This window comes from Paenibacillus sp. LHD-38 (assembly GCF_031157315.1).
In the GTDB taxonomy this organism is placed as follows: Bacteria; Bacillota; Bacilli; order Paenibacillales; family Paenibacillaceae; genus Pristimantibacillus.
This window is the reverse complement of record NZ_JAVIFU010000022.1, coordinates 82,661-99,080: the sequence shown is the minus strand read 5'-3', so window position 1 is coordinate 99,080 and position 16,420 is coordinate 82,661. Positions and strand designations below refer to the sequence as shown.

Below are 16,420 nucleotides of genomic sequence, written 5' to 3'. Positions count from 1 at the left end.
AGGCAGCCCCGCGGACGCGGCGGCTGCCTTGTTTCTTTGTGCATACTTAAGAATTTATAAGTTTTCACTAATAAATCTGCTTCTATCTCTCCGCGAAACGAGCTTTTGCCGCAGAGGACGGCAAAAGTGTTACGCTTGAAAGGCTAAAAAGGGCTAGAGGCTTACGCTTCCTGCTACGGCCTGCTGCTTCAGCTTAAGCTCAACGAGCAGCGCGTGGAGCTGCTCTGTCGCCAGGCCATGCAGGACAAGCCGAAAGCCTGCCTTCAGCGTCGTTAGCGGCACCATCGGATGCTTGTTGTTGATAAGCGCAAGCCGATCGTTGCTGCCGATAATTTTGGAAGCGAGAATGCCGATTGTCTCATCAAGCTGCAGCGAATTGGTTGCCCGCCAGAAATCATTGTCTGTCAGGAACATTTGGTAAACGGGCGTAAAGCATTCAATTGCTGTCGTTAAATCCATAAAATTGGTCCAACGTCTTGGCATTGGCTCAATGGGCACGCGAGAAGAGGTAATCGCATTGAAATTAAGCAATTCTTGCTTCGTTACCTCGATTCCTTTCTCGCGCAGCTCTCGGTTAAGATTAATGACAAAATTGTACAAATTCAGGTCGTGGATCAAAAAAAGATCATCCTTAACCGGCCCAAGATGAGTTGGCTTTAGCGGGTTCATCTCGATCTGGACGCCGGGAACATTGTCTCGAATAAAGCCGAGCACTTCCGAGCCGAGATAAAAATGTCGCAATATCATAAAGTTGGCGCTCGGGCTCACGAATGTTTTCATTCCGAAATGCAGCACGCGGTGCAGCAGGCGGGAAGACGTGAGCGCCTTCGGCACGATGATTTTATAAATTTGCAGCACGATAATCATCAGCCTCGCGAAGGGCCGCAGCACGGGCAATAGAAATTGCCGTGATTTGCTGGAGCAGTCCTTGAGGTAAGCTGCCTTTGCTTCCTCATTAAAGGGGATGCTCTGATCCATATAGATGGCGAGGAACGGGTTCGGATCGTTTTTGTCATGCGGCATATTTTTGAAGTAATCGGCGTCACTCATACATTTCCCAGCTCCTCTAACTGCAGCAGGTACAGCCTAGCTGTCGTTTTCGCCGTTTTCACGATACGCGCTGCGATGTCGGCAGTCAGCATAGGATGCTGGACGACCGCCTCCAGCCGCTCGAAATGCTTCTCGTCGGAGTCGCTGTGGTAAAGCAGGAAGGAGACTTCCTCATCACTGAGACCAAGCTGATCGCGAATCATTTCGCCCCAGTAGCGCGCCATCCGGCAGCCGAGTCCCTCGATGATCCACATCGCGCCGATGAGATCCACGGGATTTTCACGGCTGGCCCGTTGGAATAAATAAGCGGATAACGCCTCGCTTCCGATATTTTTCTCACCGGACTGAATCATGCTCAAATCCCCGCCAACGGCAACGTAGTTGCGCTCCAATATTTGAAAGTCGCGGTGCTCGTCGCGTGCATGCGCAATAAACGTCGAGCGAAGATCAATGTGCTCGATGGCGATATAAGAAGCGGCGCGGGCGATCCACTGCGAGCCGTCAATGACCTGCTGGCGGATATTTTCCATTAGTGCCTTATAATCATCCAGCGTGAATTTATTGTTGTACAATTTATGGATAACTGGAACATGTGCAAGCTTTTGCTCAAAATCAATCCATACCTGCACGAGCTGCCTGACCAGATAGGCTTGAACTTCATCGGCCTCATTGTATTCCAGATGCGGAGCCTCGGGCTGGCGTTCCTCAAATACGGCACTGTCTTCATTGGAGGACCCTACTACAGTAAGCAGCATGTACGAGGTCTGGAATCTGCCGCTCTCCGGCACCATGCAAAGCACCTGCTCGCCGGGCTTTAAATGTCCATCATTCAGCAGCTCCTCCAGCATGATATAGATCGACGCCGCGCCGGTGTTGCCTTTCGTATATAGATTCGTGAACCACTTTTCCTCAGGGATCGTGAGTCCGCCAAGCTGCAGCAGCCTGAAGATCTCATCGCGGAAAAAATGCGAGGAATAATGGCAAACCATCCAATCGATCGCGGCAGGATCAACCTTGCCCTCATCCACTAGCTCGAAGAAGCGGTTGACGCCCACCTTTGGCATTTCATTCACGAGCCGGATATCCTGCTTTAAATTAACCGCACCGTCGTTCGCGGCCTCTTGTATGGAAGCATAGTCAAGCCAGCTTGCAAGCTCGGCATTCTCCTTATTGGATCCGGCATACATGCAGACGTCATACAGGTTGGCGTACGATTTGTTGTCGATCCATTCGATTCGCAGCGACAGGCCGCTTGCCGCAGGCTGATGCTGTAGCACGGCTGCGCCTGCGCCATCGGACAGCATAAAACGCAGAAAGTCGGTATCGAAAGGCACGGGGCGATCAGAAAGACCTGTCTGCGCTTCAAATCTCGTATGCTTGAATACGCGGCTTGGCAATTCACTGGCACAGGAAACTGCTGTATGCTGCTCGCCTGATTGCACATGCAGGTAGGCGTTCTTCATCGCCTGCATGCCGCTGGCGCATACGCCGTGATGGGTGGCCACCTCCATGACAGGGAGACTCGTTTCGGCATGAACCATACTGGCGAAGCCGGGAACTAACAAATCGCCCTGCGTCGTGCCGACTGCGAGAAAATCAATTTTGTTATCCAAGGCTTCTTTGTTTCGAAGAAGCGCATCGCGTATAGCAAGAGCGGCCATTTCCGCATTAGAGTAAAGGCTCTTTTGTTCTTTATTTATTGCATAATGCCGAAAGCGTATTTTATTTTGGTCGAGAATGCGCCGCATCGACTTGGAGCTCTTGCCGTTTATTTTGCCGAGGTAATCCTCCATTTCATCATTGCCGACAGGCGGGCCGGGTAGAAACTTACCGATGCTCGTAATATAAACCGGGTTCATGAAGCACCTCCAATTGGAATGTTTTATAGATCTAATGATCGTTGATGCAGCGTTTTAATCCTAGTACTAACTTTATTTGGTACCGTATGAAAAGTTAGGCTTGAATATGTATTCAACGGTCCGCTATAATAAACGCATATCAAAACTGATGACTGACGGAGGTAACCCAGCCGATGAAGTAAGTACACGATTCCTGTAATCAACTTGTTTAAGTACAAGCGGCGTTCTCGAATTGCGAGAACCGGTCAGGGATACGTGCGTCGATTTGGGGGCTTATGAAAGGTCAATCAGCAGCGATAGATACGAGATGTTTACCCTTCATGTATTAGGGTGACACATCGTTATTTTCGTTTACCTGATATTCCCCTGCGTATTCGACCGTGTGCCGCTGGCCACGGTTTTTTATTATGTTTTCAGAAATGGGGAATGATCTTTGATGCTATTAAAGGTTAAACAGGTGAGTAAAGAATGGGATGGCAATTTATTGTTCGAAAATATAAGCTTCGAGGTAAAGGAGGGCGAGCGGCTCGCGCTGTTCGGACGCAATGGCGTTGGCAAAACGACGCTGCTGCAGGGTTTGACCGGCAGGCAATCGCTGGATGGCGGCGAGGTGCAGCGCCTCTTGCCGCTTGAGGAGTGGGGCTGGCTGGACCAGCAGGCGCAGCTTGATTCTTCGCTTACTTTGCTTGAATTCGTACAGGCGGGTTCAGATGAATTGTTCTGTTTGAAGCATGCGATGGCAAAGCTTACGGACGAAATGCAGGGCGCTAAGACCAGCGAGGACCAGCTAAACCGATACAGCGAGCTGTATGAAAGGTATTTGCAGCTGGATGGATACGGTTGGGAAATTAGGGTGGAGAGAAGCTTAACCCGGTTAAGCCTCGACACCTCTTTGTGGGACGTGGCATTCTCGCAATTAAGCGGCGGACAGAAAACGAAAGCCCAGCTCGCGGCGCTCATGGTTAGGGAGCCAAAGCTTGTACTGCTGGATGAGCCGACAAATCATTTGGATTCGGACGCGCTGGATTGGCTGGAGCAATGGGTGCAGTCATATCCAGGAACAATTGTGTATGTCTCGCATGACCGGACGTTTATCGACCGCACGGCAACGACGGTTCTGGAGCTGGAGAGACACGGCTGCAGACGTTATCCCGGAGGCTATACCGACTACAAGACGCAGAAAGAGCTTGAGCTGAGGACGCAGGAGGCGCTGCATAAGAAGCAGGAGCTGGAGCGGGAGAAACTGCTCGAGAGCATACGGATGTATGCGGAATGGTTCCATCAAGCGCATAAGGCTGCGGGCCAAAATGATTTTCTTCGGTCAAAGTCGAAGAAAAACGTATCGCGCTTGCACGCGAAGGAATCCGCGCTGGAGCGATTAGACCGCGACAAGGTGCAGAAGCCTCGCGAGGAGCCGCAGCTGCGCATGCAGCTGGAGACGGATGAATTTGCGGCTGCAACACTGCTGCGCATGGACGGCGTCAGCTTTGGTTATGACGGGCGCAAACCGATTTTTAGCCAGCTTAGCCTCTCTATTGGACGGGGCGGCCGCCTCGCTGTTCTGGGCCCGAATGGAGCGGGCAAGTCGACGCTGCTTAAGCTTGCCACCGGAAGGTTAACACCAAGCGCAGGCAGCGTAACGATTCACCCGCAGGTAAGAATCGGTTATTTCGAGCAGGAGCTTGATCAGCTCGATAACAAGACGACGATTCTAGACAGCATGCTGATGCTGCCGCAAATGACACAATCGCATGCGCGGACGATTTTGGGCTGCTTTTTATTTTCAAAGGAAGATGTGTTTAAACGGATTGGCGATTTAAGCATGGGGGAGAAATGCCGGGTGGCGTTTTTGAAGCTGTATTTTGGCAAAGCGAATCTGCTCGTGCTCGACGAGCCGACGAACTACTTGGATATTAGCACGCGAGAGCAGGTTGAACAGGCGCTTCAACATTATCCCGGCGCTGTTCTGCTTGTGACTCACGACCGCTATTTAATCCGCCAAGCGGCCAATCGCCTGCTCGTGATGGATGGGACGAAGGAGCCGAGCTTATTCCCGGGCACCTATGAGGAGTACATCGCAAAGGATCGAAGCCGCCTGCTTTCTCCCGAGGAGCAGCTGAACCAAAACGAACGGGAAATGCTGCAGCTTCGATTGACGCAGCTAATGAGCAGCGGACAGCCGGAGGCGCTGGAGGAGGAGCAGTTACTGCTGCAGGAAATCCGACGAATTCGCGCACAATTAAGCAATCTATAAGATGCAGTTATTTCAGCATCAGATAGACATGGTCAACCGATTTCATCGCGTATTCCTTCTGGACCGGCTTGCCATTCTCAATCAGCACTAAGCAGGGTACGCTTGCAATTTTCCATTGCTCGCGCAACTGTGGCGCGTAGTTGATGTTCAGCTTATGAAGCGGAACGGATATGCCGGTCATTTCAGCAATTTCTAGCATGCGTTCGCCGATTTTGCATGTGCCGCATAAGGGTGTGAAAAAATATACGGCAGCTTTGCCGCTTTCATCCTGCATGACTTTCTGCAAGGAAGCTTCATCTATTTCTTGGATAGCCATCGTCGTTCTCCTTTAGGTATATATAGTTGTAATGTACTCGATTCGCATGCGATATACAATAATGATTGAATGCATGCATGGTTAAAGGGGAGAGCACGATGATATCGAAGAAGAGGATCATTTTTATAAGCGCCGCAATTGTGATGATATTCCTGTGGCTCCTTACCTTTCTATCGCCAGAGTGGACGATACGCAGACATATTCTAGAGAGCCTGCAGCCAATTAACAGCTTGAAAGCTGAGATTACAACAATGGGCAGAGTGGATGCCCAATATGGCCATTTATACAACGTCAGCGGGTTTATGAGCCGGACTACGGGGGATGAGCTAGGGGTTTTTATTTGAAAAAGCACGGACCCTTCTGGCTCGTTACGAGTGTGGGAACGGGGCCGTAAAGGTAAACGCGGGGAAAGAGGCGAGTGGAAATCACTCGCTTCTTTCTTACATGACAGAACAGGCGATTATCGGTTTACCTCCACATGAAGATGATATTTGTTAAAAACATCGACCATGGCGGATTTGGCTTCTTCCTCATCGGCACCATGAATTTCAAGCTTATACGCAAGGTTTTTGTAAAGTGAAATACTTAGGCCAAGGATACTTTTGACGTCGACGAATTTCTTATCACTGATGCGAAGGACGATGCTTGATTTAAATTCGGCTGCAGTTTGATTTATGTCAACAATACCTCGAATTTCAGCTTTCATAAAACAACCTCCGTTCATCACTTGTTATTTTATTTACAATATAAGAATTTATAAGTTTCACATTTATAAATAAGCTGATATTTCACCGCGAAACGAGCTTTTGCCGCCAAGGACGGCGACAGCCGTTTACGCTTGCATCATCTATACTCTCGAGGTATTCTTCGAGCGACGCCCGTCTTTATAGCGGCTTGGATTACGAGATCGCGGATGGCCTTTACGACAGCTTGATTGAAGACGCTCGGAATAATGTAATGCCGGCTTCTTTCTTCATCGGAGATGGCGGAAGCAATGGCCTCGGCAGCCGCAAGCTTCATTTCCTCATTAATGGTAGTAGCTCTGCAATCTAAAGCACCGCGGAAAATACCCGGAAAACATAACACATTGTTAATTTGATTTGGATAGTCCGAACGGCCGGTGGCGATTACGCCGACAATATCTTCTACTTCTTCGGGCTTAATCTCGGGTGTCGGATTAGCCATTGCAAACACGATCGGTCTATCCGCCATCGCCATTACATCTTCCCGGCGAAGCAGTCCTCCCGCAGAAAGGCCTATGAATACATCAGCTCCCCGAATGACTTCCTGTAAAGTGCCTTGAACGCGATTAGGATTGGTATGCTCCGCGTACCACTGCCACATGCCATTGTCATAAGCGGTTCCGGCTGTTATGGCGCCTTGACGATCCACGCCAATGATGTTTTTAACCCCTGCGGACAAAAGAATTTTACTGCAGGCTATGCCAGCCGCTCCGATTCCGCAAACGACCACCTTGATCTCACGAATGGATTTGTTTACGATTTTCAAGGCATTGATTAAAGCCGCATACAATACGACCGCTGTGCCATGCTGGTCATCATGGAATACAGGAATATCTAATTCCTCGCGCAGTCTTTGTTCGATTTCAAAGCATCTGGGAGAAGAAATATCTTCAAGATTGATCCCGCCGAACCCGGGGGCGATGGCTTTGATCGCAGCAATGATTTGCTCGGTATCCTGCGTGTTCAGGCAGATAGGGAAGGAATCGACGTCTGCCAGCTGCTTGAAAAGCATCGATTTGCCTTCCATAACGGGCATAGCCGCATAAGGACCGATATTGCCAAGCCCTAAGACGGCGCTTCCGTCCGAAATGACAGCAACGGTGTTTCTCTTGATCGTTAATGTAAAAGCTTTTCTTGGCTCTTCATGAATGGCCATGCATACGCGTGCTACATCGGGTGTATAAACGCGTGAGAGATCATCGCGGTTCTGAATCGGCGCTTTAAGCTTCGTTTCGATTTTCCCGCCAAGATGCAGCAGAAACGTTCTGTCCGAAATATTCACCAGCCGGACACCGTGTAAGCTTTTTATCGTTTCTGTAATAATGCTAATATCGACCGTATCTGTTACGGTTATCGTAATATCCCGGACCGTCACATTTTGGCTGGTCTGAATGACGTCGATGGCCACGAGATCTCCACCTGCTTCGAATATGGAGGATGCGACCTGACCAAAATGAACCTCATTCGTATTCATTTCGAGTCTGAGAATTACGCTTTTTCCACCGAGTCTATTGTTATCCATAGCTACCTCCATCTGATAATTTCATCATGATCCATTTGTTAACCTTCCTCGTTAACTACAACCTCTTTCCCTCTCTTTTTCAACAAGATGGGAACAATGATCCAAAGTGCCGCGATAATTAAAAAAACGAGAGACAGCGGCTTTTGCAGGAAAATCATAAAATCACCGTTAGAAGTTGTTAACGCTCTGCGCATATTATTTTCAATCATCGGCCCTAGAACTAAACCGAGGACTAGGGGGGCTAAAGGGTAATCATTCCGGACCAGAAGGAACCCGGCAACTCCGCAGCCAAGAAGCAGCATGAGATCGAAAATCTGCGCTTGAACGGCATATACGCCAAAAATGGAAATAGCTATGATGATCGGTATCAAGTATTTTGGCGGTGTTTGAATGATCTTGGCAAAAACTTTCACAAGCGGCATATTGAGAATAAGCAAAATGAGATTTCCGATGAGCATGCTGGCAATTAACCCCCATGCCACTTGAGGATGCTCCTCGAATAACAAAGGGCCTGGCTGGATGTTATACATGATAAAAGCGCCCATCAATATAGCGGTTGTACCCGATCCCGGTATGCCTAAAGCAAGCAAAGGGATCATAGCTCCGCCGGATGCTCCATTATTAGCGGATTCAGGGGCAGCTACGCCGGCGATATTTCCTTTGCCAAATGATTCAGGATTCTTACTGATTTTTTTCTCCAAAATATAGCTGAAGAAAGAAGCCAATGTGGCACCGCCGCCAGGCAGAATACCAACAAAAAAGCCTAATACAGACCCGCGGGCAATCGGTCCTGCGCTATCCTTTAAATCTTGTTTTGTCGGAGAAATACGCCCGATCTTCGCTATTTTGCCCGAGGAGTATTCATTCTCCAATATGGTCTTGAATACTTCACCCAAAGCAAACAGGCCGACCGCAACGGTCAAAAACTCGAGGCCGGAATAGAGCAGCGGAATGCCAAAAGTAAACCTTGCGACACCCGATACCGTATCCATGCCAATTGTGGACAGAAGTAATCCAAGCACCGTCATAATTAAAGCTTTCGTAATGGATTTTCCGGCTAAACCGCTGACTGCGCATAATCCAAAAAGCATTAAGGAAAAGTAATCCGCGGGTCCGAACTTAATTGCAACGTTCGATAACGGTTCAGCTAATACAATAAGCATAATGACGGCGAACAGTCCTGCAGCAAAAGAACCGATCGCAGATATCGATAAGGCAGCCCCAGCCCGGCCCTGCTTGGCCATTTGATAGCCGTCTAAGGTTGTCACGACGGAAGAGGACTCTCCCGGTGTATTGAGTAAGATGGAGGTGGTTGATCCACCGTACATCGCTCCATAATAGACCCCAGCCAGAAGAATAATGGAGCTTGTTGCTGCCGCTTCCGGTGCTAATCCGCCTGTTATCGATGCCGTTACCGGGATAAGCAACGCGACACCGCTCATGGGACCTATACCAGGAAGTACCCCTACGGCTGTACCAATTAACACGCCTATGAAAGCGAACATCAGATTATGCCATTGAAAGGCGGTGGCAAGACCATCTGCAAGAAACTGTAATGTGTCCATTCATGTACCTCCTCGTTACGATAGCCAGGAAGGAAAGCCCGGCATTGAACCTTCCAGAATGACGACAAAGATGACGTAAACGCCTACTGCAAACAATCCGGAGATCACGACCGACTTCAGCCATTTGCCTCTTTCCAATACTTGAAAGCTGGTGAGGAGGAAGAGGAAGGTTCCGATGATATAACCGATCGTTTCCAAGAAGAACGCATATAAAAAAGCTGCAGCGAAGATGATTAGAAACCTTTTGTAATCGAGCTTTTGTTCCTTACTGCTTTGATTCTTTGTCTTCAATACTTCGTAGAATAAACGCAGGCTTAAAAGAACTAGAAAGGCTCCAAGGCCGAAAGGGGCAATATTTGGACCTACCGTGCTGCCATATGCGGAAGAGCTAATGGTCGTGCTCTGCCACATAAAACCGATTCCTAGAAGGAAAAATATAATACTGGCATATCGATCGAATGTTTTGTTCAATGTGATGCACCTCCAAGGAATAAATAAAGAGAGGGAGAGACACATGCTCCCTCCCTTGCGCTTGAACATTCGATTACTTTTGCATGCCGAGCGCCGTTAACAGCTCTTGAACAACAATCTCTTGGTCGGCTAGGAAAGCTGCGAAATCGGTTGAGTTTTTGTATTCGCTCGCCCAATCATTCGCTGTCAGCTCTTTTTTCCAGGTTTCATCTTCGGAAAGCGTTTTTAATGTTTTGTCCCAATACGCGATTTGTTCTTCCGTCATGCCTTTCGGGCCTAACACGCCGCGCCAGATCGTGAATTCCGCATCGATGCCAAGCTCTTTTAAAGTAGGTACATCCTTAAAGTCGCCGCCAAGCCGTTCATTTGAAGTCACTGCAAGAATTTTGATTTTGCCTGATTTCAAATAACTGCCGAGTGAAGAGATATCGGTTCCGATAGCATCCGCATTATTGCCCAGTAAAGCGGTAATGGCTTCGCCCCCGCCGTCATAGGACAAATATTTGATCGTTTTCGGGTCGACTCCTGATTTAAAAGCCGGTAAAACGCTAATTAAATGATCCATCGATCCAGGGGCCGAACCGCCCGCAAGCGTAACCTTCGAAGGATCTGCCTTAATGCTGTCAATTAGAGCTTGAAGATCATCGTATTTGGAATCGGCAGCAACAGCGATTGCGCCGAAGTCCTTCGTTATTTGCGCGAGCGGGGTGACATCCTTGTACCCATACGGACTGTTTCCTTCTTTTTTGAGATAATTAATTAGAATAGGCGGTGAGCTAACAAACAGCTTGTAAGGGTCATCCTTGTCTTTTGCTACGTATTCAGCCAAAAATACGGTGCCGCCGCCGCCGGGCTTGTTTTCGACCGTCATCGTCTGATCGACCAGTTTCGTTTCGCCGAGTACCTTGGTAAGTGATCTTGCCGTCTTATCCCAACCACCGCCGGCTCCTGAAGGCGCTGTGATCACGATAGGCTTCTCCGGATAATTGGCAGCATCCGAGCCCCCGCCATTCGATGCGGTTCCACTGCAAGCTGTAAGACTAACGGCAACAAAAGCTGCAACTATTATCGTTTTCCAATTATTTGATTTGAGTACCATTCGATTATTCCTCCTTTGGTATCCATCGAGTAAGCGCATGCACTTTATTGAAAGCGCTTACTTAACTTGTAGCTTCATACTAGCATCGCTAATATGAGTTGAACAGAATAACCACATAAGTTGAAATCTAATCATATTGTTAATTTTGTTCATAAAAATTACGGGCATAATCGATTCAGGGGGCTATGTTCAGGGAAATATGTAGAATACAATAAAGGCAATGCCAGCTTTCGGATCAGATATTCGTTGGCAAGGAGGTAATTGTATGCGATTACAAACAAGGCTTATTTTGTTAATTGGGACGCTCTTATTCGTCATTATTATCGCGCTAACCTTTAGCTTTGAGCGCATGTTGGTAACCACTTTGCAGAAGAATGTGGGCGCATCTGCACTTAAAATAGCAAAGACAGTGGCGTTAATGGATGTTTTAAAGGAAGCTTTTGACGAGGAAAACCCATCAGCAATCATTCAACCCATCGTAGAAAAGATTCGCTTGGAGACGGATGCCGAGTACATTGTCATTGGAAACAAGGAAGGTATTCGTTATGCTCATCCCCTGCCGGACCGAATAGGGAAAGAAATGGTCGGGGGAGACAACGGGCCTGTGCTAAACGGCGAATCGATTATTTCGGAGGCAGTTGGTACGATGGGGCCATCGCTGCGGGGGAAGACACCGATCTATGATGATCATAATCAAATCATTGGTATTGTTTCGGTGGGCATTTTAGTAAAAGACATTCATAAATCGGCCGCAACCTACCGGAATGCGATGATCTTTTTTGCGGCAATAGCGCTTATGGTTGGATGCGGAGGAGCGATTGCGATTGCGAACGGCGTGAAACGGTCCATTCATGGTCTCGAGCCTAAGGAAATCGGCTTGTTATATCAGGAGAAGAGAGCTATTTTGGAAACCATTCATGAAGGGATCATCGCTGTTAATAAAGAGGGAACAATTACGCTTGCCAATCAAACCGCCTTAAAGCTAATCGATCCGCTTGAGAAGACGGAGATTGCCGGAAAGCATGTATGGGACGTTATACCTGAGTCTCGTTTACTCGAGGTTATCAAATCCGGCAATGCGGAAATCGATCAAGAAATGGTCATAAACGATAGTATGGTTGTGGTCAATCGTCTGCCGATTTTCGATCATCATCACCAAGTGGTGGGGGCCGTATCCAGCTTTCGCAACAAATCCGAGCTGCTACGTTTAACGGAGGAGCTGACGCAAGTGAAACGATACACCGAAGCGCTGCGTTCGCAAACGCATGAGTATTCTAATAAGTTGTACACGATATACGGGCTCATCCAGCTGGAATCGTATCAGGAAGCGATGGATATCATTACGCATGAAACGGATGTTCATCAAAACCTTATTCATTTTCTACTACAGGAGATTCCGGACCCTATTATTGGCGGTATACTAATCGGTAAGTTTAACCGTGCTAACGAACTAAAAGTGAGCTTAGAAATTGATGCGAAAAGTACGTTTAAAGATATTCCGAGTGGTATAAGCCGTAATTATCTCGTAACCATCATCGGTAACTTAATCGATAATGCGCTGGAAGCCGTGCTTGCCACAAGCAATGACAATAAAACAGTAAGGGTCTTTTTGACGGATGCAGGTAATGAATTAATGATCGTCATCGAAGATAATGGGGTCGGCATAGCGGAGGACGCTGCAAATCGTTTGTTTGAAGTGGGTTTTTCCACGAAGCATGAGGTTAATCGGGGTTACGGTCTTGCCATTGTTAAACAGGCTTTACTGCAATTACGGGGACATATTAGCTTCCATTCCCGTTCACAGGGCGGCTCCATATTTACCGTTGTTATTCCAAAAGAAAAGGAGAGAGAGCTATGATACGAGTGGTCATTGTTGAGGACGATCTTCGAATTGCGCAGATTAATCGCCGGTTTGTGGAAAAGATAGAAGGATTCGAAGTGGTTGGAATTGCAACAGATGAGCAGCTGGCGCACGAGCATTTGGACATATTGGCCCCGGATCTCGTTCTGCTCGATTTATATTTTCCCGATATGAATGGACTTGACCTTCTACATTATATTCAGAAAAACAACCCGTTTACGGATGTTATCATCATTACGGCTGCTAAGGAATTTGATACGGTACGGGAGGCCATTCGCGGCGGCGTGTATGACTTTATGATCAAACCGGTTGTGTTTGAACGTTTTCAAGAGAAGCTGAAGTCTTATCAAAAGTATCATAACCAAATGAAGCTGCTCGGTGGAGCGAATAAGCAAGTGGATCAGGAGGGAATTGATCAGTTGCTGTGGGGAATGAGCGATAGAGCGGACAAGGATAACTACCTCCCTAAAGGGATCGATAAGATAACGAGTGAGAAGATCATCACTTTCATTCATGGTGGTCCGGAGGTGCTGACCGCGGAGGAGCTTGGGAAGAAGGCCGGATTCAGCCGCACGACCGCACGGAGATACTTGGAGTATTTTGTGGCCAAGGGCGAATTGGTTGCCGATATCTCCTATGGAACAGTTGGAAGGCCGGAGAGAGTATATAAGAGAACGGAATAGCCATCGTTGGGAGTCGGATTTTTTAACGTTTCGAAAGGACAAGCGACAATAAGAATAAACCGTTAATGAGGAGCAAGGCACCAAAAATGAGACTGGTTTTATTCTTTTTTATAAATTCCATTCGAACACCTCGCATCATTATATTTACACCTATAATTATCTCGTTAATGCTCTAATTTTTCCAGTCTTTTTTTGCATAAGAAGAAGCAGATCAGACGTTTTTTTAGAAGTCCGTTTGGCTTCCGGAACAAACCTTGTCTAATAGCCAGCATGATGTTTCTTTATTTGTAGGAATTTGTAATTGGTATGACGTTTGTTATAAAATTGATGCAGAGCTGCTCCGCTTCGGAGCGTTCACTGCCATGCCGTTTATTCCATGCCGAGCCGCCGCAAAGAAGAGGTAATATTCAGCTTTTGTAGAATAATGTAATGACCTCACTTTTTTTTTGGAACTTGCATGTCGAATAGGCGTATTGATGGGTAGAGTATTTCAAATCGATATTAAGGGGGTGCAAATACAATGGCTATCTCTCTCGTAAAAGGTCAAAAGATAGATTTAACGAAGGGCAATGCTGGTCTTAGCAAAGTTATCGTTGGCTTAGGCTGGGATCCTGCTGAAGTTAAAGGCGGTTTCTTCGGAATGAAGAAGGCGGCAAACGTGGACTGTGATGCTTCAGCGCTGCTGCTCGACGAAAACGGCAAGCTTGGCGGCGAGAAGAATCTCGTTTGTTTCTACAATAAGCAAAACGGCAACGGTTCAGTTGTTCATACGGGCGACAACATTACGGGTGACGGCGACGGCGACGATGAGCAAATCATCGTACAGCTAGACCAGGTACCTGCTAATATCCACAAAATCCTTTGCGTGGTTAACATTTATGAATGTGAATCCAGACGTCAAGATTTTGGCATGATCAAATCCGCGTTTATACGAATCGTTAATCCGGCCAACAATCAAGAGTTAATTCGCTTTAACTTGACGGAAAATTATTCGGGTAAAACGGCTTTGGTCGTAGGTGAGCTTTACAGACACAGTGGTGAATGGAAGTTTAGTGCAATTGGGGAAGGCACTCATGCTCCTCACGTTGATATCCTTGCTCGTCAATACCAATAATTATATTGAGAAAAGAGGGCATTTCAAATGGCGATTAGCTTATCCAAAGGTCAAAAAATCGATCTTACGAAAACAAACCCAGGTCTTACGAAAATCACTGTAGGTCTAGGCTGGGATACTAATAAATATGACGGCGGGAAAGACTTTGACCTTGACGCTTCCATTTTCTGCTTGAATGGACAAGGCAAAGCCGGTTCCGAGTCTGATTTTATTTTCTACAACAACCCAAAAAACAGCAACGGTTCGGTTGTTCATACAGGCGATAACCGTACAGGCGCAGGCGATGGCGACGATGAGCAAGTAAGCGTTGACCTTTCTGCCGTACCTGCTGAAACAGAAAAAATCGCATTCTGCATCACAATCTATGATGGAGCAGAGCGCAGCCAAAACTTTGGACAAGTATCCAACGCTTTCGTTCGTATCGTAGATGAGCAAAGCGGAACGGAACTAATCCGTTATGATCTTGGAGAAGATTTCTCCGTAGAAACAGCTGTAATCGTCGGTGAGCTTTACCGTCATTCTGGCGAATGGAAATTCAGCGCAATCGGCAGCGGCTTCCAAGACGGCTTAGGCGGTCTTGCCCGCAACTTCGGCCTAGCTGCTAATTAATTGCACTTCACTACCCGTAAAGGGTCGCCGGCGGCGGCCCTTTTTTAAAGTAGCCATAGTCCACGAGGAGGCATTTTCATGCCAGTAAATTTATCTAAAGGGCAGAAGGTCGATCTGACCAAATCGAATCCCGGTTTATCCAAAATTGCCGTAGGCCTCGGCTGGGACGTTAATAAATACGACGGCGGCAATACATTTGATTTGGATGCGACAGCTTTTTGTTTGAATGCATCCGGTAAAGTAAATAACGAGAGCGGCTTTATTTTTTACAATAATAAATCGAATACAAACGGCTCCATCGTCTCCTCCGGCGATAATCGAAGCGGAGAAGGCGCTGGCGACGATGAAAACATAAAAATTAATTTATCCGCCGTGCCCGCTGATACTCAGAAGGTAGCCTTTTGCATTACGATTCACGACGCCGCGCAAAGAAACCAGAACTTCGGTCAGGTCGCTAACGCTTATGTTCGTGTCGTAAATGAGGAAACGGGCGAGGAATTAATCCGCTACGATTTGGGTGAGGATTTCTCGGTTGAGACAGCTGTCGTGGTAGGGGAGCTTTATCGTTATAATAGCGATTGGAAATTCAGCGCCGTAGGCAGCGGTTATCAAAACGGTCTAGAAGGACTATGTAAGGATTTTGGCGTTCAAACCTAGCTCATTTCAAGGAGGAATAAACGATGTCCATTAATCTTTCCAAAGGACAACGGATTGATCTTACCAAAACCAATCCAGGACTTACGAAGGTTGTTCTCGGTCTCGGCTGGGATACGAACAAGTATACTGGCGGCGGTGAAATTGATCTGGATGCGAGCGCATTTCTTCTGCACCAGGATGGCAAGGCCAAGGACGAGAAGGATTTTGTATTCTATAACGCATTGATTGCTTATGGCGGCGCAGTCGAGCATACAGGCGATAACCGTACAGGCGAGGGCGACGGGGACGACGAGAAAATCAAAATTGATTTTGCAAAGGTTCCTGCTCACATTGAGCGAATTGGAATTAGCGTCACTATTCATGATGCTGAGACCAAGCATCAAAACTTCGGCCAGATTTCGAATGCTTTTGTTCGCTTAGTGGACGAGACTAACGGAAGAGAAGTGCTTCGTTACGATCTTGGAGAAGACTTCTCCGTTGAAACCGCGATCGTATTTTGCGAGCTTTACCGGCATGGCGCGGATTGGAAGTTCCAAGCGGTTGGCTCCGGCTTCTCAGGCGGACTAGCGGCGCTTTGCCGCAATTATGGTCTATCCGTGTAAGCCATATGAAGTTTA

16 protein-coding genes are annotated in these 16,420 nt (G+C 47.5%); 8 read left to right on the top strand and 8 right to left on the bottom strand.

Annotated elements, in window-relative coordinates; genetic code table 11:
- Window positions 1-153: 153 nt before the first annotated feature.
- Both RCO25_RS19395 and RCO25_RS19390 read right to left on the bottom strand, forming a co-directional pair.
- Window positions 154-1,050 (bottom strand): DUF6999 family protein, encoded by an 897-nt coding sequence (locus RCO25_RS19395; protein ID WP_308997783.1) that lies wholly within the window; start codon window positions 1,048-1,050, stop codon window positions 154-156.
- Window positions 1,047-2,909: a 3-oxoacyl-[acyl-carrier-protein] synthase III C-terminal domain-containing protein gene (locus tag RCO25_RS19390; protein WP_308997782.1), complete on the bottom strand. Its 1,863-nt coding sequence runs from the start codon at window positions 2,907-2,909 to the stop codon at window positions 1,047-1,049. Before RCO25_RS19390 ends, RCO25_RS19395 begins: the two co-directional genes overlap by 4 nt.
- Window positions 2,910-3,345: 436 nt before the next feature.
- Between RCO25_RS19390 and abc-f the strand changes: the two genes are divergently transcribed.
- Window positions 3,346-5,163, top strand: a complete 1,818-nt coding sequence (gene abc-f, locus RCO25_RS19385; RefSeq protein WP_308997806.1) for a ribosomal protection-like ABC-F family protein — start codon at window positions 3,346-3,348, stop codon at window positions 5,161-5,163.
- Between the two features lie 7 nt (window positions 5,164-5,170).
- On the opposite strand, the gene RCO25_RS19380 is transcribed toward abc-f, so the two are convergent.
- Window positions 5,171-5,479 (bottom strand): thioredoxin family protein, encoded by a 309-nt coding sequence (locus RCO25_RS19380; RefSeq protein WP_308997781.1) that lies wholly within the window; start codon window positions 5,477-5,479, stop codon window positions 5,171-5,173.
- Between the two features lie 98 nt (window positions 5,480-5,577).
- Here RCO25_RS19380 and RCO25_RS19375 point away from each other — a divergent pair, with 98 nt between their 5' ends.
- The gene (locus RCO25_RS19375; protein WP_308997780.1) at window positions 5,578-5,823 is read left to right on the top strand and encodes a hypothetical protein; all 246 of its coding nucleotides are present in this window, start codon (window positions 5,578-5,580) and stop codon (window positions 5,821-5,823) included.
- A gap of 116 nt (window positions 5,824-5,939) precedes the next feature.
- Here the strand turns inward: RCO25_RS19375 and RCO25_RS19370 are convergent, their stop codons facing one another.
- From RCO25_RS19370 to RCO25_RS19350, 5 genes are all read right to left on the bottom strand, one after another.
- Complete coding sequence (locus RCO25_RS19370; RefSeq protein ID WP_308997779.1) at window positions 5,940-6,185, bottom strand: HPr family phosphocarrier protein; 246 nt, start codon at window positions 6,183-6,185, stop codon at window positions 5,940-5,942.
- Between the two features lie 137 nt (window positions 6,186-6,322).
- Entirely contained in the window at window positions 6,323-7,744 is a 1,422-nt protein-coding gene (locus RCO25_RS19365; RefSeq protein ID WP_308997778.1) for an NAD-dependent malic enzyme, read from the bottom strand.
- Window positions 7,745-7,782: 38 nt separating this feature from the next.
- Entirely contained in the window at window positions 7,783-9,309 is a 1,527-nt protein-coding gene (locus tag RCO25_RS19360; protein WP_308997777.1) for a tripartite tricarboxylate transporter permease, read from the bottom strand.
- A gap of 15 nt (window positions 9,310-9,324) precedes the next feature.
- Window positions 9,325-9,780 carry a tripartite tricarboxylate transporter TctB family protein gene (locus RCO25_RS19355; protein WP_308997776.1) on the bottom strand — a complete coding sequence of 152 codons (456 nt, stop codon included), beginning with the start codon at window positions 9,778-9,780 and terminating at the stop codon, window positions 9,325-9,327.
- A 73-nt stretch (window positions 9,781-9,853) separates the two neighbouring features.
- On the bottom strand, window positions 9,854-10,879 hold the full coding sequence (locus RCO25_RS19350; RefSeq protein ID WP_308997775.1) for a Bug family tripartite tricarboxylate transporter substrate binding protein: 1,026 nt from the start codon (window positions 10,877-10,879) through the stop codon (window positions 9,854-9,856).
- 265 nt (window positions 10,880-11,144) lie between these two features.
- On the opposite strand from RCO25_RS19350, the gene RCO25_RS19345 reads away from it, so the two are divergent.
- From RCO25_RS19345 to RCO25_RS19320, 6 genes are all read left to right on the top strand, one after another.
- The gene (locus tag RCO25_RS19345) at window positions 11,145-12,737 is read left to right on the top strand and encodes an ATP-binding protein (protein WP_308997774.1); all 1,593 of its coding nucleotides are present in this window, start codon (window positions 11,145-11,147) and stop codon (window positions 12,735-12,737) included.
- Window positions 12,734-13,423: a response regulator gene (locus RCO25_RS19340; RefSeq protein ID WP_308997773.1), complete on the top strand. Its 690-nt coding sequence runs from the start codon at window positions 12,734-12,736 to the stop codon at window positions 13,421-13,423. The genes RCO25_RS19345 and RCO25_RS19340 overlap by 4 nt, the downstream gene beginning before the upstream one ends.
- A 520-nt stretch (window positions 13,424-13,943) precedes the next feature.
- Window positions 13,944-14,537: a TerD family protein gene (locus tag RCO25_RS19335; RefSeq protein ID WP_308997772.1), complete on the top strand. Its 594-nt coding sequence runs from the start codon at window positions 13,944-13,946 to the stop codon at window positions 14,535-14,537.
- A 27-nt stretch (window positions 14,538-14,564) separates the two neighbouring features.
- Window positions 14,565-15,146 (top strand): TerD family protein, encoded by a 582-nt coding sequence (locus RCO25_RS19330; protein WP_308997771.1) that lies wholly within the window; start codon window positions 14,565-14,567, stop codon window positions 15,144-15,146.
- Window positions 15,147-15,224: 78 nt separating this feature from the next.
- Window positions 15,225-15,803, top strand: coding sequence for a TerD family protein (locus RCO25_RS19325; protein ID WP_308997770.1), 579 nt, complete (start codon window positions 15,225-15,227; stop codon window positions 15,801-15,803).
- Window positions 15,804-15,826: 23 nt separating this feature from the next.
- Window positions 15,827-16,405, top strand: coding sequence for a TerD family protein (locus tag RCO25_RS19320; RefSeq protein ID WP_308997769.1), 579 nt, complete (start codon window positions 15,827-15,829; stop codon window positions 16,403-16,405).
- Window positions 16,406-16,420 lie beyond the last annotated feature (15 nt).